Source organism: Streptomyces montanus (assembly GCF_005786655.1).
Taxonomy (GTDB): domain Bacteria; phylum Actinomycetota; class Actinomycetes; order Streptomycetales; family Streptomycetaceae; genus Streptomyces; species Streptomyces sporangiiformans.
In genome coordinates this window covers 186,967-209,327 of record NZ_VBZC01000009.1, presented here as the reverse complement: position 1 = coordinate 209,327, position 22,361 = coordinate 186,967, and the positions used below count along the sequence as shown (strand labels likewise).

Annotated in this window: 18 protein-coding genes; 8 read left to right on the top strand and 10 right to left on the bottom strand. The window is 70.1% G+C overall.

Annotated elements, in window-relative coordinates; translation table 11 throughout:
• Window positions 1-91: 91 nt before the first annotated feature.
• Window positions 92-565: a large conductance mechanosensitive channel protein MscL gene (gene mscL / locus FE633_RS10610; RefSeq protein WP_281291161.1), complete on the top strand. Its 474-nt coding sequence runs from the start codon at window positions 92-94 to the stop codon at window positions 563-565.
• A gap of 72 nt (window positions 566-637) precedes the next feature.
• Here the strand turns inward: mscL and FE633_RS10605 are convergent, their stop codons facing one another.
• Entirely contained in the window at window positions 638-814 is a 177-nt protein-coding gene (locus FE633_RS10605; RefSeq protein WP_138044851.1) for a hypothetical protein, read from the bottom strand.
• 74 nt (window positions 815-888) lie between these two features.
• Here FE633_RS10605 and FE633_RS10600 point away from each other — a divergent pair, with 74 nt between their 5' ends.
• The 3 genes from FE633_RS10600 to FE633_RS10590 all read left to right on the top strand — a co-directional run bounded on the left by FE633_RS10600 (window position 889) and on the right by FE633_RS10590 (window position 4,338).
• Window positions 889-1,917: a P1 family peptidase gene (locus FE633_RS10600; RefSeq protein ID WP_138044850.1), complete on the top strand. Its 1,029-nt coding sequence runs from the start codon at window positions 889-891 to the stop codon at window positions 1,915-1,917.
• A gap of 300 nt (window positions 1,918-2,217) precedes the next feature.
• The gene (locus FE633_RS10595; protein WP_138044849.1) at window positions 2,218-3,423 is read left to right on the top strand and encodes a L,D-transpeptidase; all 1,206 of its coding nucleotides are present in this window, start codon (window positions 2,218-2,220) and stop codon (window positions 3,421-3,423) included.
• 168 nt (window positions 3,424-3,591) lie between these two features.
• Window positions 3,592-4,338: a DUF6227 family protein gene (locus tag FE633_RS10590; RefSeq protein WP_138044848.1), complete on the top strand. Its 747-nt coding sequence runs from the start codon at window positions 3,592-3,594 to the stop codon at window positions 4,336-4,338.
• A 169-nt stretch (window positions 4,339-4,507) separates the two neighbouring features.
• On the opposite strand, the gene FE633_RS10585 is transcribed toward FE633_RS10590, so the two are convergent.
• The 4 genes from FE633_RS10585 to FE633_RS10570 all read right to left on the bottom strand — a co-directional run bounded on the left by FE633_RS10585 (window position 4,508) and on the right by FE633_RS10570 (window position 10,141).
• Window positions 4,508-6,574, bottom strand: coding sequence for a PTS fructose transporter subunit IIABC (locus tag FE633_RS10585; protein ID WP_138044847.1), 2,067 nt, complete (start codon window positions 6,572-6,574; stop codon window positions 4,508-4,510).
• A 147-nt stretch (window positions 6,575-6,721) separates the two neighbouring features.
• A complete protein-coding gene (pfkB, locus tag FE633_RS10580; RefSeq protein ID WP_138044846.1) occupies window positions 6,722-7,669 on the bottom strand; it encodes a 1-phosphofructokinase in 948 nt (315 codons plus the stop codon).
• Entirely contained in the window at window positions 7,666-8,427 is a 762-nt protein-coding gene (locus tag FE633_RS10575; RefSeq protein WP_138044845.1) for a DeoR/GlpR family DNA-binding transcription regulator, read from the bottom strand. The genes pfkB and FE633_RS10575 overlap by 4 nt, the downstream gene beginning before the upstream one ends.
• Window positions 8,428-8,605: 178 nt before the next feature.
• Window positions 8,606-10,141 carry an MFS transporter gene (locus FE633_RS10570; RefSeq protein WP_138044844.1) on the bottom strand — a complete coding sequence of 512 codons (1,536 nt, stop codon included), beginning with the start codon at window positions 10,139-10,141 and terminating at the stop codon, window positions 8,606-8,608.
• 128 nt (window positions 10,142-10,269) lie between these two features.
• Between FE633_RS10570 and FE633_RS10565 the strand changes: the two genes are divergently transcribed.
• Window positions 10,270-11,253, top strand: coding sequence for a helix-turn-helix transcriptional regulator (locus FE633_RS10565; protein ID WP_138044843.1), 984 nt, complete (start codon window positions 10,270-10,272; stop codon window positions 11,251-11,253).
• Between the two features lie 323 nt (window positions 11,254-11,576).
• Here the strand turns inward: FE633_RS10565 and FE633_RS10560 are convergent, their stop codons facing one another.
• The gene (locus FE633_RS10560; RefSeq protein ID WP_119105859.1) at window positions 11,577-12,575 is read right to left on the bottom strand and encodes a sigma-70 family RNA polymerase sigma factor; all 999 of its coding nucleotides are present in this window, start codon (window positions 12,573-12,575) and stop codon (window positions 11,577-11,579) included.
• A gap of 548 nt (window positions 12,576-13,123) precedes the next feature.
• Entirely contained in the window at window positions 13,124-13,891 is a 768-nt protein-coding gene (locus FE633_RS10555; RefSeq protein WP_138044880.1) for a dioxygenase family protein, read from the bottom strand.
• A 159-nt stretch (window positions 13,892-14,050) separates the two neighbouring features.
• Between FE633_RS10555 and FE633_RS10550 the strand changes: the two genes are divergently transcribed.
• Entirely contained in the window at window positions 14,051-14,554 is a 504-nt protein-coding gene (locus FE633_RS10550) for a MarR family winged helix-turn-helix transcriptional regulator (RefSeq protein ID WP_138044842.1), read from the top strand.
• A gap of 169 nt (window positions 14,555-14,723) precedes the next feature.
• Here the strand turns inward: FE633_RS10550 and FE633_RS10545 are convergent, their stop codons facing one another.
• Together FE633_RS10545 and FE633_RS10540 are read right to left on the bottom strand one after the other, a co-directional pair.
• Window positions 14,724-16,277 carry an MFS transporter gene (locus FE633_RS10545; RefSeq protein ID WP_138044841.1) on the bottom strand — a complete coding sequence of 518 codons (1,554 nt, stop codon included), beginning with the start codon at window positions 16,275-16,277 and terminating at the stop codon, window positions 14,724-14,726.
• Window positions 16,278-16,503: 226 nt separating this feature from the next.
• Window positions 16,504-17,148 (bottom strand): TetR/AcrR family transcriptional regulator, encoded by a 645-nt coding sequence (locus FE633_RS10540; protein WP_138044840.1) that lies wholly within the window; start codon window positions 17,146-17,148, stop codon window positions 16,504-16,506.
• Window positions 17,149-17,391: 243 nt separating this feature from the next.
• Between FE633_RS10540 and FE633_RS10535 the strand changes: the two genes are divergently transcribed.
• Entirely contained in the window at window positions 17,392-18,672 is a 1,281-nt protein-coding gene (locus tag FE633_RS10535) for a M6 family metalloprotease domain-containing protein (protein ID WP_138044839.1), read from the top strand.
• A gap of 59 nt (window positions 18,673-18,731) precedes the next feature.
• Window positions 18,732-20,504, top strand: a complete 1,773-nt coding sequence (locus FE633_RS10530; RefSeq protein WP_246113546.1) for an IclR family transcriptional regulator domain-containing protein — start codon at window positions 18,732-18,734, stop codon at window positions 20,502-20,504.
• A gap of 52 nt (window positions 20,505-20,556) precedes the next feature.
• Here FE633_RS10530 and FE633_RS10520 read toward each other — a convergent pair whose 3' ends face one another.
• Window positions 20,557-22,164, bottom strand: a complete 1,608-nt coding sequence (locus FE633_RS10520) for an MFS transporter (RefSeq protein ID WP_212747195.1) — start codon at window positions 22,162-22,164, stop codon at window positions 20,557-20,559.
• Window positions 22,165-22,361 lie beyond the last annotated feature (197 nt).

Genomic DNA, 22,361 nt, shown 5'->3' with positions numbered 1-22,361 from the left:
AGGACGGGGGGCTGGACAGGCCGCCCAGGCCCTGACGTAGGTTGCGGAACTGTTCGTTCCACAACTTGTGCGGCTGAAGAGGGGCTCCCTGGTGAGCGAGGAGAAGAAGGAGCCGGGCATCCTGGAGGGCTTCAAGGCCTTCCTGATGCGCGGGAACGTCGTCGATCTGGCGGTGGCGGTAGTCATCGGCGCGGCCTTCACCAACATCGTCAACTCGATGGTGAAGGGGGTCATCAACCCGCTGGTCGGTGCGATCGGCACGAAGAATCTGGACAACTACAGCTCCTGCCTCAAGGCGCCCTGCACCGGCACCGGCGACACCGCGACGGGGATCCGGATCATGTGGGGCTCGGTGCTCGGCGCCACGCTGACTTTCGTGATCACCGCGGCCGTCGTCTACTTCCTGATGGTGCTGCCGATGTCCAAGTACCTGGCCCGCCAGGCGGCCCGCCAGAAGGAGAAGGAGGGCACGCAGGAGGTCATCGAGGTGACCGAGCTGGAGATTCTGAAGGAGATACGCGACGCCCTCGTCGCGCAGCGCGGTCCGGAGCACACCGAGCGATAGCCACCGCCGGCCGACGGACGACAGGACATCGACTCACGGGACATCGACGCACGGGGCGTCGGCCCACGGGGCTCAGAGGTGGTGGGGCGGCTTCTCGTCGAGGAAGCGGGCCAGGTCTCCGGCGCTGTCACCGCTGGGCCGCTCCCCCCACCCGCGGTCCGTGTCGTCCGAGGACTGCCGGCTCAGCGGGTCGTCGAAGACCAGCGCGGCCTGGGGGTCGCGCGGTTCGGGTTCGGGGGCGGTACTCATGCGTCCAGGGTACGGCCCTGGGGGCGAGCCGGTGCCGATGAGCGTGTCCGGCCCCGGGGGCGACACTGGGTGTCATGACTGTTGACGCTCTGACAGATGTGGCCGGGCTGCGCGTGGGGCACGCCACGCGGACCGGTGAAGGCTGGCTGACCGGTACCACGGTCGTCCTCGCTCCCGAGGGCGGCGCGGTCGCGGCCGTGGATGTGCGCGGCGGCGGGCCGGGCACCAAGGAGACCGACGCCCTCGATCCGCGCAACGTCGTGCGGAAGGTCGAGGCGCTCGTACTGACCGGCGGCAGTGCGTACGGGCTGGACTCGGCGGCGGGCGTGATGGCCTGGCTGGAAGAGCGGGGGCGCGGGGTGCGTGTGGGGCCCGACCCGGCGCATGTGGTGCCGGTCGTCCCGGCGGCCTGTGTCTTCGACCTGGGCCGAGGCGGCGACTTCCGGGCAAGGCCGGACGCGGCGACCGGGCTCGCGGCGGTGGCCGCCGCCGCGGCGAGCGAGACCGGCGCGCCGGTCCAGGAGGGAAGTGTGGGTGCCGGTACGGGGGCGGCGGTCGGGAGCCTGAAGGGAGGGGTCGGCACCGCGAGCGCCGTGCTCGACTCGGGGGTGACCGTGGCCGCGCTGGTCGTGGCCAACGCGGCGGGGTCGGCGGTGGATCCCCTGACGGGAGCGCTGTACGGGGAGTTGTTCCACGGGCGTATGACGTATCCGGCGGCAAAGGTGCACGAGGCGGCGCAGGCACGGCTGGCCGAGGCCGCGGCGAAGAGCGGCACTCCCCCGCTGAACACCACGCTCGCGGTGGTCGCCACGGACGCGGACTTGTCCAAGGCGCAGGCGCAGAAGGTCGCGGGAACGGCACACGACGGCATCGCGCGCGCCGTACGGCCCGTGCATCTGCTCAACGACGGGGACACGGTCTTCGCGTTCGCCACGGGGGCGCGTCCGCTGGCGACGGAGAACCCGCTCGCGCTGAACGAGATCCTCGCGGCCGGGGCGGATCTCGTGACGCGGGCGATCGTACGGGCGGTACGGGCGGCGGAGTCCGTGGAGGGACCAGGTGGGGCGTGGCCGGCGTACGAGGAGTTGTACGGGGGTCAGTAGGCAGGGAGTTGTACGGGCCGATGGGCGGGAGTTGTACGAGCTGGCAGTCGAGGAGTTGTACAGCCTGTAGACGGCGAACTCGGGTGGATGGACGGGGAGTTGTGGACGGGCGGTGGACGGGAGCGCTATGGGGAGCCGGTAGGCGGGGAGTTGTACGGGCTCGACGAGCGGGCGGATTGTCCCGGGTCTGTCACGTGATGGTGTCCGTGGTGGTTCGGCGGGAACCCGGGCGGCCGGTGCTGCCCTCCTTCTTCACGGACTGGAGCGGATCCCCCACATCGCGAGAACTTGGAGCAGCCCGTGACAACCCCGGACATTGCAGCCCGCCGCGCGCTGGTGGCCTGTGCCGCCTTGGTGGTCGGCGCCCTGACCCTCACCGCATGCGGTGGCGACGCCAAGGCCGACAACAAGGCCGGCGAGACCGAGACCTCCGGGGCGAAGATAACCATCTCCGCGAAGGACGGTTCGACGGGCGCGTCCATCAACGCGACCGGTGTGAAGGTCAGCGACGGGAAGCTGACCGAGGTGAAGATGACGGAGTCGGCCACCGGGACCGCCGTGCCGGGAGCGATCTCCACGGACGGGAAGAACTGGAAGCCCAAGGAGCAGTTGGAGCGGGGGACGAAGTACCGGATATCGGCTCTCGCCAAGGGTTCCAACGGAAAGACGGCGGCGGCCAACTCCATCTTCACGACCGTGTCTTCGGCCAACAGCTTCATCGGGACATACACGCCGGACAACGGCACCACGGTCGGCGTGGGGATGCCGGTCTCGTTCACCTTCGACAAGGCGATCAGCGACAAGAAGGCCGTGCAGTCGCACATCACGGTCAAGTCCAGCAGTGGGCAGCAGGTCGTCGGTCACTGGTTCGGGGAGCAGCGGCTGGACTTCCGGCCCGAGGAGTACTGGAAGGCCGGTTCCAAGGTCACGATGAAGATCGACCTGGACGGGGTCGAGGGCGCGAACGGGGTCTACGGGGTGCAGAACAAGACGGTCACCTTCACCGTCGGGCGCTCCCAGGTCTCCACGGTCGACGTCGGCACGCAGACCATGACGGTCACCCGGGACGGGAAGACCCTCAAGTCGGTGCCGATCTCGGCGGGCAGCGCGCAGAACCCGACGTACAACGGGCAGATGGTGATCTCGGAGAAGTTCGTGCAGACGCGGATGAACGGGTCGACGGTCGGCTTCGGCGGGGAGTACGACATCGATGATGTGCCGCACGCGATGCGGCTGACGACGTCGGGGACCTTCATCCACGGCAACTACTGGTACAGCAGGGGCAATCCGCCCTTCGGTCGCCAGGGCACCAGCCACGGGTGCGTGGGGCTCGCCGATGTCCAGGGCGCGCAGGGCGACACGGTCGGCAAGTGGTTCTACGACAACTCGCTCATCGGGGACGTCGTGACGGTCAAGAACTCCCCCGACAGCACGGTCGCGCCGGACAACGGTCTCAACGGCTGGAACATGTCGTGGAGCGAGTGGACCGGGGGAAGCGCCCTCTGACGCCGTCTGGCCAGGGAGGTTTGAGGCCGCGTCGAGGCCGCGTGGGAACTTCTCACGCGGCCTCGACGTTTTCCATGCGTACGTTTTCTCGGTTCCCGGACATGATGTCCGACCGAGGGGCTACGGTATGCACCCACAAGGTGACATGCAGCAACGCCGGGAGAAACCTTGAGCGTTCCGTACGAGACGGCAGCGTACGAGCCACCCGAGTCGCCCGAGTCTCCGGAGGAGCATCTCGCGCGACTCCTCGGCCGTGCTCTGAACTCCTTCGAGCTGTCCGACGAGACGATAGGGCTGCTCGACTGCGCGCTGGCGCACGACAGTTCGCTGCACTCCGCGCATCACAGCTCGGGGCTGCACCGCGAGACGTACCGCCATACCTGGCTGCTCGCCGACGGCACGGCGCTCACCCTCTGGGAGCTGGTCCACAACACCGCGCCGGGCAGAGAAACTCAAGCCGAGGTGTACGAGGACGAGGAGGAGCTGCGGGCCGCCACCGAGCGGTTGCCGCTGCCCCCGGACACGCCGGACTTCGAACTGCCGGTCATGGCGCGGATGTCGCCGGTTCCCAGGCCTCGGCACGCGTACTTCCCGGACGACTCGGCGGACCACGGGCGGCGTTTACTGCGGCGCGCCGAGAACGCGGACCGGCCGGGCGAGGACATGGCCGCGTTACTGCGGACGGCGTTCGCGCACCAGATCACGCAGGCCTTCGGGCAGCCGTGCCGGGCCGGGGCGGCGGGGCTGTGCTTCTCGCTCTACGAGCACGCGTTTCTGCTCGACGACGGGCGGGAGCTGTCGCTGTGGGAGGTCGAGCACACGGCCACTCCCGATGGGCGCCACATGTGCGAGGTCTACCCCAGCGAGCACGCCGCGCGGGACGCCATGGAGCGGCGGGCCGCCTCCCCGCGCTGACGGCTCCGCCGGGAGGCTGATGGGTCGGGGCGGCCGCCCCGCCGGGAGCGAGGTGTGCCGAGTGCGCCGGGTGCGCCAGTGCGCCGAGCCACTGCGTCGAGGGCCAGTGGACACCAGGGGACACGCGAAGGGCCCGGGACCAACGTCCCGGGCCCTTCGCGTGTCTCGTCTAAGCCGCGACCGGCTCCTTGGCCTTGGACGCCGACAGCGCTTCCGGCGCTTGGTCCGCGCCCTCGGGCTGCGTCTTGCGGAGGCCCTTCAGGAAGATGACCAGGCCTGCCGTGACCGCTGTACCGACCGCGATGGCCAGGAGGTACAGGAACGGCTTACCGATCAGGAAGGTGACCCAGATGCCGCCGTGCGGGGCGCGCAGGGTCGAACCGAAGGCCATGGTCAGGGCGCCGGTGACCGCGCCGCCCGCCATGGAGGCCGGAATGACGCGCAGCGGGTCGGCGGCCGCGAACGGGATCGCGCCCTCCGAGATGAAGGAGGCGCCCAGGACCCAGGCCGCCTTGCCGTTCTCACGCTCGGCCGTGGTGAACAGCCGCTTGCGGACCACGGTCGCGAGCGCCATGCCCAGCGGCGGCACCATGCCCGCCGCCATCACAGCCGCCATGATCTTCATCGCCGAGTCGCCGGGGGCGGCCACCGAGATGCCGGCCGTCGCGAACGTGTACGCGGTCTTGTTGACCGGGCCGCCGAGGTCGAAGCACATCATCAGGCCGAGCAGCACGCCGAGCAGGATGGCGTTGGCGCCGCTGAGGCCGTTCAGCCAGTCGGTCAGGGCCTTCTGCGCCTCGGCGATCGGCTTGCCGATCACCACGAACATCAGGAAGCCGACCACCGCCGCGGAGATCAGCGGGATCACCACCACCGGCATGATGCCGCGCAACGGAGCCGGGATGTTCACCCGCTGGATCCCCAGCACCACACCACCGGCCAGCAGGCCGGCGACCAGACCGCCGAGGAAGCCCGCGCCGATCGTCACCGAGATCGCGCCGCCGACGAAGCCGGGCACAAGCCCCGGCCGGTCCGCCATGCCGTACGCGATATAGCCGGCGAGGACCGGGACGAGGAAGCCGAACGCGGCGCCGCCGATCTGGAACAGCAGCGCGCCCCAGCTGTCGACCTGGCCCCAGTCGAAGTGCTCGGTGACCGACTTGGCCTCGTTGATCTGGTAGCCGCCGATCGCGAACCCGAGCGCGATGAGCAGACCGCCCGCGGCGACGAACGGCACCATGTAACTGACGCCGGACATCAGCCACTTGCGCAGCTTGGTGCCGTAGCCCTCGCCGGGTTCGCCGGCGCGTTCCACCGGGGTGCCGCCCTTCGCGGCCGCGGTGACCTCGCCGCGCTGGGCCTTCGCCCGGACCTCGGAGATCAGCTCGGCGGGGCGGTTGATGCCCGCCTTCACACCGACGTCCACGGTCGGCTTCCCGGCGAACCGGTCCTTCTCCCGTACGGGGAGGTCGTGCGCGAAGATCACGCCGTCTGCGGCGGCGATGACGGCCGGGTCGAGCCGGCTGAAGCCCGCCGAGCCCTGCGTCTCGACGACGACCTCGACGTCATCGGCGGCGCGGCCCGCGTTCTCCAGCGATTCGGCCGCCATGTAGGTGTGCGCGATACCGGTGGGGCAGGAGGTGACGGCGACGATACGGAACGGGCGGCCGCCGGGCTCGGCGGAGCCGGTGTCCGACGCGTCCGTGCTCGTGGCGTCCGGTGCCGGGGCGGGGTCCTCGGACGCGGAGGGTGCTGCCGCCGCGGCCTCGTCCGCCGAGGTCTCGTCCGCCGCGGGCTCGTCCCCGCGTATGAGCGCGGCCGCGCCCGCCGTGTCGTCGACCGACCGCAGCGCGGAGGTGAACTCGGTGTTCATCAGCTGCCGGGCCAGCGACGAAAGGATCGTGAGGTGGGCGTCGTCGGCACCTGCCGGGGCGGCGATCAGGAAGATCAGGTCGGCGGGCCCGTCCGGAGCACCGAAGTCGATCCCGGCCGCGCTGCGCCCGAAGGCCAGCGTCGGCTCGGTGACGTGCTCGCTGCGACAGTGCGGAATGCCGATGCCTCCGTCGAGGCCGGTCGGCATCTGCGCCTCGCGGGCGGCCACGTCGGCGAGGAAACCGTCCAGGTCGGTCACCCGGCCCTTGGCCACCATGCGCTCGGCGAGGGCACGCGCCGCCGCCTCCTTGGTATCGGCGGACAGGTCGAGGTCGACCAGGTCCGCCGTGATCATCTCGCTCATCGCGGGCTCCTTAGCACGCGTATCGCCCGGGGGAGTCGTGGGCGGGGTGGGGACGGGGAGGGGGGAGTGGGGGGTTTCGGCGATTTATGACGCAATCGCCGGAAGTGTCACATAAGCCGGGGTGGGTGGGGAAGGCGTTACGGGAACTCATGCCGCCGGCTCCCTCAGTACGCGATCCACGGGGATCTCCGACGTGACGGTCACGGCGGAGGCGTCGAGGTCCGCGGGGCCCGGCATCACGCTGCCCGGGAGCTGGACGGCCGCGGCGCCGTGCGCGACCGCGGAGGCGAGGGCCTCGGGACCGCTGCCGCCGGCTATCAGAAAGCCGGCGAGCGAGGAGTCACCCGCCCCCACGTTGCTGCGGACGGTGTCGACCCGCGCGCTGCCGAACCACACGCCCGTCGCCTCGACGAGCAGCTGCCCGTCCGCGCCGAGGCTGGCCAGCACCGCCCCGGCGCCCTGCTCGCGCAGCTCCTCGGCCGCCTTCACGGCGTCGCCGATCGTGACGAGGGGGCGGCCGACCGCCTCGGCCAGCTCCTCGGCGTTCGGCTTGACGACGTCGGGCCGTTCGCGCAGGGCGGCGAGCAGCGCCGGGCCGGAGGTGTCCAGGGCGATCCGGGCGCCCGCGGAGTGCGTGCGGGCGACCAGTTCGGCGTACCAGGACGGCGCGAGACCGCGCGGCAGGCTGCCGCAGCAGGCGATCCAGGAGGCGTCGCGGGACTGCGTCCGCACGGTCTCCAGGAGCAGCTCTTCCTCGGCGGCGGTGAGTTCGGGGCCGGGTGCGTTGATCTTCGTCAGTACCCCGTCCGCCTCCGCGAGCGCGATGTTCGAGCGCGTCGCGCCGGCGACCGGGACCGGCGCGACCTCGATGCCCTGCGCGTCGAGCAGGTCGGCGACGAGAGCCCCGGGAGCGCCGCCGAGCGGCAGTACGGCAACGGTCCGCTGACCGGCCGCGGTGACCGCCCGTGAGACGTTGACGCCCTTGCCGCCCGGGTCCATGCGCTCGCCTGTTGCCCGGATGACCTCCCCCCGGTCGAGCGACGGGACCTCGTAGGTCCGGTCGAGCGAGGGGTTGGGCGTGACGGTGAGGATCATGCGCGCACCACTTCCGTGCCGCCGCGCTCGATGGCGGTGGCGTCTTCGGGACTCAACCCGCTGTCGGTGATCAGCAGGTCCACATCACCGAGGGTGCCGAAGCGCGCGAAGTGCTCCTTGCCGTGCTTGGCCGAGTCGGCGAGCAGGACGACGCGGCGCGCGGCGGAGAGGGCCGCGCGCTTCACAGCGGCCTCGGCGAGGTCGGGGGTGGTCAGGCCGTGCTCGACGGAGAAGCCGTTCGACGCGAGGAAGACGACGTCGGCACGGATCTCGCCGTACGCCCGCAGCGCCCAGGCGTCCACCGCCGCGCGCGTACGGTGACGTACGCGGCCGCCGATGAGATGCAGCTGGATGCCGGGGTGGTCGGCGAGGCGGGCGGCGATGGGAAGGCTGTGCGTCACGACGGTGAGCGTCACCTCCAGCGGGAGGTACGCGGCGAACCGGGCGATCGTCGTACCCGCGTCCAGGATCATCGTGCCGTTGTCCGGCAGTTCGGCGAGCGCGGCTTTGGCGATGCGGTCCTTCTCGTCCGCCGCGGTGGACTCACGCTCGGCGAGGTCGGGCTCGAAGTCGAGTCGGCCGGCCGGGATGGCACCTCCGTGCACCCGGCGCAGGAGGCCCGCGCGGTCCAGCGCCTTGAGGTCCCGCCGGATGGTCTCGGCCGTGACCTGGAACTCCTCGGCCAGCGACACCACGTCGACGCGCCCTCCATCACGGGCCAGCCGGAGGATCTCTTGCTGCCGCTCCGGTGCGTACATGTCCGTTCACCTCCACTTCTATGCCCGAACCTGTTGTTTCTCCGGCAGGCTACGCCCGGATGTCCGATAAGTAAACGGGTCTGGCGCCAATGTGGGCATGAACGGACATTGGCCCGGCCCTCTCGGTCGATCCGAGAGGGCCGGGCCGCAACGTGTCGGGAGGTGTGAACCAGGGGCGTCAGCCCGCGAGTCCGGCGAGTTCGGGTTCCTTGCCCGTGGCGGCGAGGGGCGCCTCCCCCGCGCCCTCGGCACCCTCCGCGTGCTGGGCGGGACGCTTCGGCAGGGCGAACATCAGGAGGAAGATGCCCGCCATCACCGCCGCGACCCAGATCAGCGCGTTCTGGAAGGCGTCGACGAAGGCCGGTCCCACTTCGGCCCGGGGCAACCGGTCGGACATCGTGCCGAAGAACACCACGGACACCAGGCCGAGCCCCAGCGCATTGCCCATCTGCTGGACGGTGTTGATGAGACCGGACGCCGAGCCGGAGTGTTCACGGGGGACCTCGGAGAGGATCGCGTCCGTCAGCGGGGCCACGATCAGGCCCATGCCCACGCCCATGACCACCAGGGGCAGCGCCATCTGCCAGGGAGCGATGGACATGCCGTACCGCTCGGACTCCCAGATGTAGAGGAGTACGCCGGCCGCCATCACCAGCGCGCCCGCCTGGAGCACCTTGCGCCCGAACCGCGGCACCAGCTTCTGCACCGACAGCCCGGCCGCCGTCGAGACCGCGAGGGAGAAGGGGACGCCCGTCAGACCGGCCCGCAGCGCGCCCCAGCCGAGGCCGATCTGCATGTACAGCGTCCAGACCAGGAAGAAGATCCCGAGCCCGACCCCGAAGACCGTCTGCACCGCGATACCCGCCGCGAAGCTCTTCACCTTGAACAGCGAGAGCTCGACCAGTGGCGAACCGTCCCGCACGGTCTTCCGCCTCTCGTACGCCACCAGCGCCACGAACACCACGAGTGCGCCGCCCATCGAGACGTAACCCCACATCGGCCAGCCCAACTCACGGCCACGGGTGAGCGGGTAGAGCAGCATCAGCAGACCGAGGGTCACGAGCGCGACGCCGACGAGGTCGAGCTTGAGCGCCCGCGGGGCCTTGGACTCGGTGATGAAACGGCTGCCCAGGAGCAGACCCGCGACGCCCACCGGCAGGTTGATGAGGAAGATCGGCCGCCACTCCAGACCGAACAGGTTCCACTCCGTCAGCAGCGCGCCGAGCAGCGGACCGGACACGGCCCCGAGCCCGACGATCGCGCCGAACAGCCCGAAGACCTTGCCGCGCTCGTGCGCCGGGAAGGTGGCGTGCACGATCGACAGCACCTGCGGCACCATCAGCGCGGCCATGCCTCCCTGGAGGATGCGGGAGGCGACGAGCATCTCGGGGTTCACGGCGAGGCCGCAGAGCGCCGACGCGAGCGTGAATCCGCCGATGCCGACGAGGAACAGCCGCTTGCGGCCGTGGATGTCGCCGAGCCGCCCGCCGGTGATCAGGCCGGCGGCGAAGGCGAGCGCGTATCCGGCCGTTATCCACTGGATCTGGCTGAAGGAAGCGCCCGCCTCCCGCTGGATGGACGGGATCGCGATGTTGACGATCGTGACGTCGACCAGGTCCATGAAGGCCGCGGTCATCACGATGGCGAGCGCGAACCAGCGACGCCGGTCGGCCGGAGCGGCCGGGCTGCTGAGGGTGGTCTCGTTGAAGGACATGTCTCGAAGTTAGAGGCCTATTAGGTCAGATCGTGTCCTAGTAGTGGGGCATCCTCGAAGACGTCAGAACATGCGGCCGAACACGCAGCCATGACCGAACACGGTGGACGACCCGAGAGGCAGACCCCATGAGCACCGACACCCCGGCCCGGCTCCTCCAGCTGCTCTCCCTCCTCCAGACCCCGCGCGAGTGGCCCGGCGGCGAGCTCGCCGGCCGGCTCGGCGTCTCGCGGCGGACCGTGCGGCGGGACGTCGACCGGCTGCGCGAGCTGGGCTATCCCGTACAGGCGACGAAGGGGGCGGACGGCGGGTACCGGCTGATCGCCGGGAAGGCCCTGCCGCCGCTCGTCCTCGACGACGAGGAGGCGGTGGCGATCGCGGTCGGTCTGCGGGCCGGTGCCGGGCACGCCGTGGAGGGCGTCGACGAGGCCTCGGTGCGGGCGCTGGCCAAGCTGGAACAGGTCCTGCCGGGCCGGCTGCGGCACCGCGTCTCCACCCTCCAGTCCGCCACCACTCCCCTGACCAGCGGCGACGGGGCGAGCATCGCGCCCGAGACGCTGACCGTGATGGCCTCGACCATCGCGGGCCGGGAGCGGCTGCGGTTCGCGTACCGCGCGGGGGACGGCACCGCCTCGAAGCGCCTGACCGAGCCCTACCGTCTCGTGTCGACCGGCCGCCGCTGGTATCTCGTCGCGTACGACCTGGATCGCGAGGACTGGCGGACGTTCCGCGTCGACCGGGTCGCCGAACCCTTCGCGACCGGTGCCCGCTTCGCGCCGCGTGAGGTGCCGGCGGGGAGCGCGGCCGAATATCTGCGGCAGTCGATGTACCGGCGACAGGAGACGTACGAGTTCGAGGCGACGTTCGCCGCACCCGCGGAGTTCATCGCGGCCCGGCTGCCCCAGTGGCTCGGTGCGCCCGAGCCGATCGACGACCACAGCTGCCGACTGCGCGCCTCGGTCGGGGACGCGGTGGAGTGGCTGGCTCTGCGGCTCGCGATGGTCGACTGCGAGTTCACGGTGCACGAACCGGCGGAACTGATCGCGTGTGTACGGGACTTGGGCGGCCGCCTGACGCGGGCGGCGGAGCCACGACAGGAAGGGGCGGCTTGACCTGCCCCGTGACAGAATGTGTCACCAGGGTCACCCCGGGGTTCAGGTCCGGGGTGACCCTTCCTTCATGACTTGCTGCATGACTTGCTTCATGACGTCCTTCATGAGCCGAGCCCCGGCGCCAGGGGGGGGGAGGCGCCGGAGCTCGGCCCGGGGAAGTCCCGGCGCTGGGGGGGAGTGCGTCGGGACTTGGCTCAGGGAGCCTGGGAGTCTTGTGCCCAGGCTCGGCTGGTTCAAGCGGCCGTAAACGGCCTTATGTTCTGCTCGTTCGAAACGCGCGGCCGGGCGGTGCGGGACTCTCCCCCGCACCGTCGGCGCGAGCGCTACGCCGCCGCGTCGAACCCGGTGTCCCGGGCGAGCTTCTTCAGCTCCAGCAGCGCGTGCTTCTCTATCTGCCGGATGCGCTCACGGGTGAGGCCGTGCTCCTTGCCGACCTCGGTGAGCGTGCGCTCCCGGCCGTCCTCGATGCCGTACCGCATCTTGATGATCGAGGCCGTGCGCTGGTCGAGCCGCCCGATGAGGTCGTCGAGCTCCTCGCTGCGCAGCAGCGTGAGCACGGACTGCTCGGGCGAGACCGCCGAGGTGTCCTCCAGCAGATCGCCGAACTGCGTCTCACCCTCGTCGTCCACCGACATGTTGAGCGAGACCGGGTCGCGGGCCCAGTCCAGTACGTCTCCGACGCGCTCCGGGGTCGAACCCAGCTCGGCGGCGATCTCCGCGGGCTCCGGCTCGCGGCCGTGCTCGCGGTTGAACTCGCGCTGCACGCGGCGGATCCGGCCCAGCTCCTCCACCAGGTGGACGGGGAGCCGGATGGTCCGCGACTGGTCGGCTATCGAACGCGTGATGGCCTGACGGATCCACCATGTCGCGTACGTCGAGAACTTGAAGCCCTTGCGGTAGTCGAACTTCTCGACCGCTCGCACCAGGCCCGCGTTCCCCTCCTGGATCAGGTCGAGCAGCGGCAGACCGCTGCGCGGGTAGCGCCGCGCCACGGCGACGACCAGGCGCAGGTTGGACCGGATGAAGATGTCCTTGGCTCGCTCGCTGTCGGCCACCAGCGCCTCTAGCTCCTCACGGGAGGCGTCGGCCCGGGCATCGGTGACCTCGCCGTCGAGGATCTGCTGGGCGAACACACCCGCCTCGATGATCTGGGACAGCTCGACCTCCTTCGCGGCGTCGAGCAGCGGTGTACGCGCGATCTCGTCGAGGTACATGCCGACCAGGTCGCGGTCGGCGATCTCGCCGCCTACGGCGCGAACACTGCTTGCCACGTCGGTCTCGCCGGTGGCGGACTTACGACGGGCGACGGCACGGGTTGCCATGCGTGCTCCCTTGCGTGGTGGGCTTGCGGGTCGTCAGTGGCGGCTGGGACACCCTTCCGGGTGCCCTGCATCCGAAGGAAACAACGACTGGAATCCGGACAGAATTCCCAACCTGCCACTCAATTTTTCTGATCTTGCAGTACCCTGTACCGCCACATCGAGAGGCAAGAGGTCGTCGGCACCCACGGAGGCGCAGGTCAGGCCCGGAGCCACGAGGGACTTCGCAGCCTTCCCCGACATGCGCCACCCCTACGTACGTGAGACAGCCCTCACACCCTCAGATTCCATACCGCGTTCTCGATACGGCCATCTCGAAACGGTGTACTCGAAACGGCGTTCTCGACATCTGGATCTCGATACGGCGATCTGGATGGCGATCCGGCTGCGGAAGGCCGTCGCCCTTGGCCGTCCTCCCACCTTGAAAGACGATCGGCATCGCCCGATGGTTGCCGCGTCGGCGGACTCACAGCCGATTCCTGGGCAGGTCACATCCCCCGCGGCCCACCGGATCCCGCCGGAGAGCCCGCCGCCCGGCCGCTACCCGACCACTACCCGAACTGCACCGACCGCTTCGCCATCCCCATCCAGAAACCGTCGATGACGGACTTCTGGCCGCCCAGCTCGCCCGCCACGTCCGCCGCGCCCATGGTCACGAAGAGCGGGGCGAAGTGCTCGGTCCGCGGGTGGGCCAGACGGCCCGCCGGGGACTTGCGCTCGAAGTCCAGCAGCCCGTCCACGTCGCCGGCCTCCAGGGCCCGGTGCCCCCAGTCGTCGAACTCGCTCGACCAGGAGGGCACACCGCCGCCCGTGTGCCGCAATGCGGCCAAGTTGTGCGTGAAGAACCCGGAGCCGACGATCAGGACGCCCTCGTCGCGCAGCGGCGCCAGCTTGCGGCCGATCTCCATGAGGCGGACCGGGTCGAGCGTGGGCATCGAGATCTGCAGCACAGGAATGTCGGCGGCCGGGAACATCTCGACGAGCGGGACGTACGCCCCGTGGTCGAGGCCGCGGTCCGGGATGTCCTGGACCGGCATGCCGGGGGCGCGCAGCAGCTTGCGGACGGATTCGGCGAGTTCGGGCGCGCCGGGAGCCGCGTACTGGACGCGGTAGTAGCGCTCGGGGAAGCCCCAGAAGTCGTAGACGAGCGGGATGGTCTCGACCGCACCGAGGGCCAGCGGGGCCTCCTCCCAGTGGGCGGAGATCATGAGGATGGCCTTGGGACGCGGGAGATCGGCCGACCAGGCGGCGAGCTCACCGGGCCAGATGGGGTCGTCAGCCAGGGGTGGGGCACCGTGCGAGAGGTAGAGGGCGGGCATGCGCTCCGGCATGACGCGCTCCTCGGCGACGGCAGACATGACGACGGACTCCCTTCCGGCGGAAAGTTGCAGACTACATGTTTTAGGTCTCAACTTTTATGAAAAGATCGTACCTACCTTTTGTTTAAAATTCAAGAAGCGATCTCGTACAGTAGATACATGAATACGGCACCCGTTGAAGAGCCGCGCTGGCTCAGTGATGAGGAACAGCGCGTCTGGCGTGCGTTTGTCCACGCCGCCACCCTCCTTGAGGACCACCTCGACCGCCAACTGCAGCGCGACGCGGGCATGCCGCACATCTACTACCACCTGCTGGTGCAGCTGGCCGAGGCGCCGCACCGGAGGCTGCGGATGACCGAGCTGGCGATGAGGATGAAGATCACCCGGTCCCGGCTGTCGCACGCCGTCGCCCGGCTGGAGAAGAAGGGGTGGGTGCGGCGCGAGGACTGTCCCTCGGACAAGCGCGGGCAGTTCACGGTGCTGACGGACCAGGGCTTCGGAGTACTGGAGGAGGCCGCGCCCGGACATGTGGCCGCCGTCCGCCAGGCGATCTTCGAGCAGCTCTCCCCGGACCAGCAGAAGGCCCTCGGCGAGGCCATGGGGCTCATCGCCGAGGGTCTCCAGCCCAAGGAGGCGGGCGCGGATCTGCCCTGGCTCCGATAGGAGTGGGTCCGGGCGGGTTCAGGCAGCAGATTCAGGCAGGCCGGCCCCGGACATGGATCTGCCCCGGCTCGCCGCTCTCGGAGCCGGGGCAGATCCCGGAACGTACGTACGAAGGCGTCCCCACCCCCGCGTACGTACGAGGTTCAGAGGGTGATCCCGCGCCGGCCCGTCAGTGCGCGACCACCGGAATCTTCACCTCGTCCTCGTCGCCCTCGGCGCCTTCACCCGCGCCGGAGACCGAAGTCATGTCGGGGCGGCCGGTGTTGACGAAGGCGAAGGCGATCGCGGCCGAGAGGACGAGGATGCCGACGGCGAACCAGATCGCGTTGGAGTAGCCGTGCACCTGGCCCTCCAGCTGGATCAGCTGCTGCTGGGACTTGGAGGTGGCGCCCGCGATGTGGTCCTTGATGTACGAGGTCGTCGCCGAGGCGGCGATCGTGTTCAGCAGGGCCGTACCGATCGCGCCGCCGACCTGCTGCGAGGTGTTGACCATCGCGGAGGCCACGCCCGCGTCCCGCGGCTCGACGCCGTGGGTGGACAGGGACATCGCCGGCATGAACGCCGTACCCATACCGAGGCCGAGCAGCAGCATGGCCGGGAGCACCACGGCTGCGTACGAGGAACCGATCTCCATCTGGGTCAGGATCAGCATGCCCGCCGCGGCCACCAGGAAGCCCGGCGCCATCAGCAGCCGAGGCGCGACCCGGGTCATCAGGCGGGTACCGATCTGCGTGGAACCCACGATCATGCCCGCGATCATCGGCAGGAAGGCGAAGCCGGTCTTCACCGGCGAGTACGCGTTCACGACCTGCAGGTAGTAGGTCAGGAAGAGGAACGTGCCGAACATCGCGATGATCGCGAGGCCGAGGGAGAGGTAGACACCGGCGCGGTTGCGCTCGGTGAGGACGCGCAGCGGCAGCAGCGGGGCCTTGGACCTGGCCTCGACGAGGACGAACGCCGCCAGCAGCACCACCGACGCGATGAACAGGCCGATCGTCACCGAGTCGCCCCAGCCGTCGGACTCGGCGCGCGTGAAGCCGTAGACGAGGGAGACCAGACCGACGATGGACAGGACGACACCCGGGATGTCGAGCGGCGAGCGGTTGCGGCTGCCCTCCGGCTCACGGATGACGAAGTACGCACCGGCCGCGGCGATGATCGCGAACGGGATGTTGACGAAGAACGTCCAGCGCCAGTCCATGTACTCGGTGAGAACACCACCGAGGATGAAGCCGACGGCGCCGCCGCCACCGGCGATCGCGCCGTAGATGCCGAACGCCTTGGCGCGCTCCTTCGCCTCGGTGAACATCACCGCGAGGAGGGAGAGCGCGGCGGGCGCGAGCAGCGCGCCGAACGCGCCCTGGAGCGCCCGCGCGCCGAGCATCATCGCCTCGGTCGTCGCGGCACCGCCGAGGGCGGACGCGGCGGCGAAGCCGACCAGACCGACCACGAAGGTGCGCTTGCGGCCCCACAGGTCGGCGATACGGCCACCGAAGAGCAGGAGTCCGCCGAAGGCGAGGGCGTACGCCGTGATGACCCACTGCCGGTTGCCGTCGGATATCCCCAGGTCCTGCTGGGCCGAGGGCAGTGCGATGTTCACGATGGTCGCGTCGACCACGACCATCAGCTGGGCGAGCGCGATGAAGACGAGCGCTCTCCAGCGGTTGGAGTCAGGGGCCGGCGCCGACTTCTTGCCGGCGGCGGCCTGGACTGCTTCAGACATGGGGGTACCCACTTCAGGACTTGGTAGCGAAAAAAGACAGGTGATAAGGGACGGCTCGTCGCCTGTGACGGCCGGAAGTCTCTGTGCGTGTGGTGACTGGCGCTGTGCGCGGAACTAATCGGTCATGACTGAACGGTCACGCTCGTCTCGGTCGGGCCCACCTCGGTCACGTTCGTCTCCGTCGGGCCCACCTCGGTCGGGCTCGTCTCGGTCGTGCTCGTCTGGGTCATGCTTGTCGCAGATCCTCCAAAGTCGCGGCCGTGCCGGGCAGTTCGGAGCGGGCCGGCGCCCGCAGGCCATCCAGGAACAGCTGCAGATGGCGGTGCACGAAGCGGTCGATGTTCAGGCACGCCGTTCCCGGCAGCGGCCTGGTCAGCTGGCCGATCGCGACCATCAGATCGCCGAAGGCGACATCGGGGCGCAGTTGCCCGGCCTCACGGGCGCGCTCCATGAATCCCTCGACCAGACTCTCCAGCTGATTGCGCGAGGCGAGCAGATCCGGGTGATGCCGGTCGAAGGTCTCGGACATCATCGGGCAGAGCGCGCCGATCCGTTCGTCGGCGGACGCGTGCACGAATCGCGAGAGGGCCTCGAAGGCGTCGCCGCTCTCGGCCAGCACCTGTTCGGCCTGCCGGGAGACGCGGTCCATGACCGAGCAGACGACCTCGCGCTGGAGGGCGTCACGGTCCGGGAAGTTGCGGTACACCGTGGCGTTGCCCACGCCCGCCCGGCGGGCGATCTCGTCGAGCGGCACCTCGGCGCCGAGCTCGACGAACATTTCCCGCGCGGCGGCGACGATCCGCTCCCGGTTGCGCAGAGCATCGGCCCGCGGACGGGGCGCCTTGCGCTGCACGGAGGTTGCGGTGCCCACGGCGTACTCCTTCCTTCGAAGCTTTCTCGCAATCCGGGGAATCCATCCCCGGTTCGTGCGGACACTGGGCTAAACGGGGAAGCCATCCCCAGTTATTTCCCCAGCTTCATGTGACCTGCATCACACACCCTGGGCTCCCACGATCGGTCTCCTCCAGCGCGCGCCCCCGCATCCCACGGCAGAGGGTTGAACGGACAGGGTGCGGCCAGATACGGCTGGCTGCCTGGAGCGAAAGGCCCGTGCATGCGGCCGACCGACTGTCGGATACGCCCGCGCCGTCGCGCCGCGGCCATGGCCTCGGTGACCGTGCTCACCCTGACGGTCACCACCGCGGGCGGGGCCGGACACCTGACGGCCGGTTCCAAGACCGGGGGCCCGATCGCGACGGCGCGCACGACGGCGCTCACCCCCTGCATGATCACCGGAGCCCTGGGCGTACAGATGTCGGAAGGCATACCGACCCCGCCCGGCTACGCCCGCTCCACCGGCACCGTCCGGGCCCTGAACCTGATGGTCGACTTCTCCGACGCGCCCGGCGAGGGCAGCGCGCTCGACCGCTTCGGGGAGTTCTTCCCGCAGACCACCCGCTGGTTCCGCATCAGCTCGTACGGCCGCCTCGACTACCGCCCCGAGGCCCCTGTCGGCCACTGGCTGCGCATGCCCAAGCCGTTCAAGGAGTACGGGATAGAGCGCGGCGCCCCCTTCGACCCCGGCTACCGGGAACTGGTCGAGGACCTCGTGTCCGTGGCCGACGGGGATGTCGACTTCAGGGCGTACGACCTGGTGAACGTCCTGGTCACCCCCAACGCGGGCCCCTCCGCCCTGGACACTGTCCTGTCGGTTACCTTCGCGGGCAACGCGGAGGCACCGGCCGCCGACGGTGTCCCCATCGCCAACGCGTCCTTCGTCTACAGCCGCCAGGACGACGGTTCCGGCTCGTACACCGAGACCGGCTACCGCGTACTCCCCCACGAGAACGGCCATGTCTTCGGCCTGCCGGACCTCTACACCCAGGACGGGGGCGGCGCGGCCGGGCACTGGGACATCATGAGCGAGGACTGGGGGACCGACAACGACCTGCTGGGCTGGCACAAGTGGAAGCTCGGCTGGCTCGACGACGACCAGGTCGGCTGCGCGGCCAGGCGCGGCACGACCGAGCACCGGCTGACGCCACTGCAACAGCGCGGCGGTGGCGGCAAACTGGTCTTCGTGCCGATCGACGCGAGGACGGGATACGCGGTCGAGGTGCGCACCCGCGGGGGCAACGACGTCGATGTCTGCAGGGCGGGCGTGCTCATCTACAAGGTCGACGCGGACATCGACACCGGCCGGGGCCCGATCAACGTGGTCGACTCCACCAGGGACAGCGGCGGCTGCACCCTCAGCTCGAACGTGCACGCCGAGCTGTCCGACGCTCCGTTCCGCCCCGGCGAGCATTTCAAGGACCCCAGGACGGGGATACGGATCGCGGTCGGGAAGAAGGACCGCGCCGGGAACTACCTGGTGTACGTCACGCGCCGCTGAGCGCGGGACGCGCATTCATTACGGTGGTCCGGACACCCCGGTCACGGAGAGCCGAGCCCATGCCATCGACACACCTCACGCCGGCGCCCGGCGCCGTCGTGCCCGCCGAAGCCGTCGCCCCGCTGATGCGCGGGATCACCGTGCTGCGCCGGCTCACCGAGGCGGGCGGGACGTCGAGCCTCAGCGGCCTGGAGCGGTCCACCGGGCTGGCCAGGTCCACCGTGGACCGGATCGCGGCGACGCTGGCGCGCATGGGGTACGTACGGCTGGACGGGCGGGACGTCGTGCTCGCACCGCGGCTGATGGAGCTGGGCAACGCGTATCTGGCCGCGCTGCGGCTGCCCCGGCTGCTGGGCGCGCGGGCGGACGCGCTCGCGGACGAGTTGGACGAGTCGGTGTCGCTGGCGGTCGGGGACCGGGACGGTATCCGCTTCATCCACCAGGCGACCCGGCGGCGCGCGATGTCGCTGAGCTTTCGGATCGGCGATCTGCTGCCGGTCGAACGCACCGCGCCGGGGCCGCTGTTCGCCACGGAGTGGCTGCCCGAGGACTGGGCGCGATGGCGCGAGCGACGGGCCGCCGATCCCGGGGACCGGGGGTTTCCGGCGGTACCGGCGCGCGAACGCGCCACCCGGGACGAGGAGTTCGAGGAGCGGACGCGTCAGGCGCGCCGTCGGGGGTGGGCGCTCGACGACCAGTTGATCGAGCCGGGTCTGGTGGCGGTCTCCGTGCCCGTACGGGAGCACGGCACCGGACGGATCGCCTGCGTGGTGAGCGTGGTGAGCCACACCAGCCGGCACACCGCGTCCTCGCTGCGGGACACGCTCCTGCCCCGACTGCGGGCGACCGTACGCGCCATGGAACGGGAGCTTCGCGCGGATCTGGACGAGGACGCGGGCAGCGTAGGTGACATGGGCGAGGCGCTGGGCGGGGAATCGAGTGGCGGACCGGGAGGCGGACCGAGCGGCGGACCGAGTGGCGGACCGGCAGGGGTGCCCGCCGGGGCTCCCGCCACGCCGTCCGGGCTCGCCCTCTGGACGGGTGCGTCGAAGCAGGAGCTGGGCCGGGAGTTCGTCGAGTCGCTGGCGCGCGGGCTGACCGTGCTGACGTCGTTCGGCGAGGGGCGGGCCGAGCTGACGCTCACCGAGGTCGCGCGGGCCACGGGGCTGGCACGCGCGACGGCACGCCGTGCGCTGATCACCCTGGAGCACCTGGGGTACGTCGGCGCGCACGGCCGGACCTTCCGTCTGACACCCCGTGTCCTGGCCCTCGGCTTCCCGCCGCTGTCGCACACGACGCTTCCGCAGATCGCGGCCCCGCACCTGGCCGAGCTGGCGCGACGGCTGCACGAGTCGGCGTCCCTGGCGGTGCTGGCGGGCGACGAGATCCAGTACACGGCCCGCGTCGCGCCCACCCGCATCATGAGCGTCAACGTCACGGTCGGCGGCCGGCTGCCCGCGTACGCGACCTCGCTGGGCCGCGTGATGCTCGCGGACCTCGCGCCCGACGAACGTCCCGCGCCCGACCTGCGCGCGCCGACCTCGCGCACGGTCACGGATCCCCAGGCGCTCACGGCCGTCCTGGACCGCGTACGGGAGGACGGATACGCCCTGGTCGACGAGGAGTTGGAGGAGGGGCTGCGCTCCGTCGCGGTCCCGGTGCGCGACCGCACGGGCATGGTCGTGGCGGCCGTGAACGTCGCCATGCACAGCTCGCGACGCACCCCGGAGCAGTGTGTCCGCGAGGTACTGCCCGAGTTGCGCGCGACGGCGAGCGCGATCGAGGCGGACCTCCATGTCGCGGGGCGCTTCACGCGCGTACCGCCCGCATGATCCGGGAGGGTCCGTGTGTCACGGACCCTCCCGGCCGACCGCCTGCGCTCCGTCAGTGAGCGGTCTCGACGAGCGAGGGCGTGGAGGTCTCGTTCGTCGGCTCGGTCTCTTTCTTCTCGGTCTCGGTCTCTTTCTTCGGCCCGGTCGCGGTCTCTTTCTTCGACTCGGTCTCGGTCGCGGTCTGCGGGGTGGCGTCCTTGCGGTCGCCCATGTCGCGCATCAGGAAGAGGGCCAGTACGGCCGCGCCGACCACTCCGGCCGCGCCCACCATGAAGGTGGCGGACATCGCGCTGGTGAAGGCGTCGTGCGCGGAGTCCAGCAGACCGGCGTCCCTGCCGCCGCCGGCCACGGCAAGCGCGTCGCCGATGGAGCGGCGGGCCGCCTCGGGAGCGTCGGCCGGCATGTGGCTGGTGAAGGTGCTGGAGAGAACGGCACCCAGAACGGCGACGCCGAGGGCCGCACCGGCCTGCTGGATCGTGTCGTTGAGCGCGGAGCCGACACCTGCGTGCTCGTCGGGGATCGCGCCCATCATGGCCGACATCGCCGCGGGCATCGCCAGACCGCCACCCGCACCCATCAGGCACATGGCACCGGCCAGGACGCCCCAGCCGCTGTCCATGCCGAGGGTCGACAGCAGCCCGAATCCGGAGGCGATGACCAGGAGCCCGAACACCACCATGGCGCGGTTGCCGGTCTTCGGGAGCAGGGCGGCACCGACGCTGTTGAAGGCCAGCGCGGCGACAGCCAGCGGTGTGAAGGCCAGTCCGGTCTCGGTGGCGCTGTAGCCGAGGACGAACTGCAGGTACTGCGTCAGGACCAGCATCAGACCGCCGTTGGCGAGCGTCAGCAGGACCAGCGAGAAGCTGGCGCCGGTGAACACCCGGTTGCGGAAGAGCCGCATCGGGACCATCGGGGACGCGGAGCGCTTCTCCCAGGCGACGAACGTCACCAGGCTGAGCGCGGTCACCGCCAGCGAGATCTGCGTGCCCAGGTGGTCGAGGCCGTCCTTCGGGAACTCGATGATCGTCCAGATGAGGGCGGTCATACCGACCATCGACAGGACCATCCCGAACGGGTCGGCCTTGCGCCAGGGCCCCTTCGACTCCGGCATCAGGACCAGCGCGGCGACGATGGCGAGGGCGGCGATCGGGATGTTGATCAGGAACACCACGCCCCACCAGAACTCCGCGAGCAGGGCACCACCGAGAACCGGACCGCCGACCAGGCCGACCATGGCGACCGCGCTCCAGGCGGCGATCGCCTTCGGGCGCTCGTCGTCGTCGAAGACCGTGATGAGGATGGAGAGCGTGCTGGGCATCACCAGTGCGCCGCCGACGCCCATCAGGACGCGCCCCAGAATCAGTTGCTCGGGTGTGGCGGCCTCCATGGCCACGACCGACGCGGCTCCGAAGAGCGCGAGCCCAATGATCATGACCTTCCGGCGGCCGAACTTGTCGGACAGGCTGCCCGCCGTCAGCAGTAAGCCGGCGAAGACCAGCATGTATGAGTCGAGGATCCACTGGAGGTCCTGGGCACTCGCCTTGAGGTCCTCCGCGATCGTCGGGATCGCCACGGTGAGAACCATGTTGTCGATGACCAGCACCAAGGTGCTGAGGCACAACACGATCAGGATGAGCCAGCGGCGCGGATGGCGGTCCATTTTCAAACCTTTCAGGCAGTGGGATGGTGCGGACTCACAACGACAAACCGACTCAGCGGTTTTGGTCTCAGGACGCAAAGGCGCAGCGCAGGACCCGAGTAGCCGAAGAGTGTCGAGCGCCTCTGATGAACAATGTACGGGCGAGCGCACAGTGTGCGCAAGCCAAAACGGTGTGCGGATTCGGGGTCGCGAACGCA

Excerpts from the sequence above, each read along its gene's own strand:
- FE633_RS10605 (WP_138044851.1), bottom strand. The coding sequence starts at position 814 with ATGAGTACCGCCCCCGAACCCGAACCGCGCGACCCCCAGGCCGCGCTG.
- FE633_RS10600 (WP_138044850.1), top strand. The coding sequence starts at position 889 with ATGACTGTTGACGCTCTGACAGATGTGGCCGGGCTGCGCGTGGGGCAC.
- FE633_RS10585 (WP_138044847.1), bottom strand. The coding sequence starts at position 6,574 with ATGAGCGAGATGATCACGGCGGACCTGGTCGACCTCGACCTGTCCGCC.
- pfkB (WP_138044846.1), bottom strand. The coding sequence starts at position 7,669 with ATGATCCTCACCGTCACGCCCAACCCCTCGCTCGACCGGACCTACGAG.
- FE633_RS10575 (WP_138044845.1), bottom strand. The coding sequence starts at position 8,427 with ATGTACGCACCGGAGCGGCAGCAAGAGATCCTCCGGCTGGCCCGTGAT.
- FE633_RS10570 (WP_138044844.1), bottom strand. The coding sequence starts at position 10,141 with ATGTCCTTCAACGAGACCACCCTCAGCAGCCCGGCCGCTCCGGCCGAC.
- FE633_RS10565 (WP_138044843.1), top strand. The coding sequence starts at position 10,270 with ATGAGCACCGACACCCCGGCCCGGCTCCTCCAGCTGCTCTCCCTCCTC.
- FE633_RS10560 (WP_119105859.1), bottom strand. The coding sequence starts at position 12,575 with ATGGCAACCCGTGCCGTCGCCCGTCGTAAGTCCGCCACCGGCGAGACC.
- FE633_RS10555 (WP_138044880.1), bottom strand. The coding sequence starts at position 13,891 with ATGCCCGCCCTCTACCTCTCGCACGGTGCCCCACCCCTGGCTGACGAC.
- FE633_RS10550 (WP_138044842.1), top strand. The coding sequence starts at position 14,051 with ATGAATACGGCACCCGTTGAAGAGCCGCGCTGGCTCAGTGATGAGGAA.
- FE633_RS10545 (WP_138044841.1), bottom strand. The coding sequence starts at position 16,277 with ATGTCTGAAGCAGTCCAGGCCGCCGCCGGCAAGAAGTCGGCGCCGGCC.
- FE633_RS10535 (WP_138044839.1), top strand. The coding sequence starts at position 17,392 with ATGCGGCCGACCGACTGTCGGATACGCCCGCGCCGTCGCGCCGCGGCC.
- FE633_RS10530 (WP_246113546.1), top strand. The coding sequence starts at position 18,732 with ATGCCATCGACACACCTCACGCCGGCGCCCGGCGCCGTCGTGCCCGCC.
- FE633_RS10520 (WP_212747195.1), bottom strand. The coding sequence starts at position 22,164 with ATGGACCGCCATCCGCGCCGCTGGCTCATCCTGATCGTGTTGTGCCTC.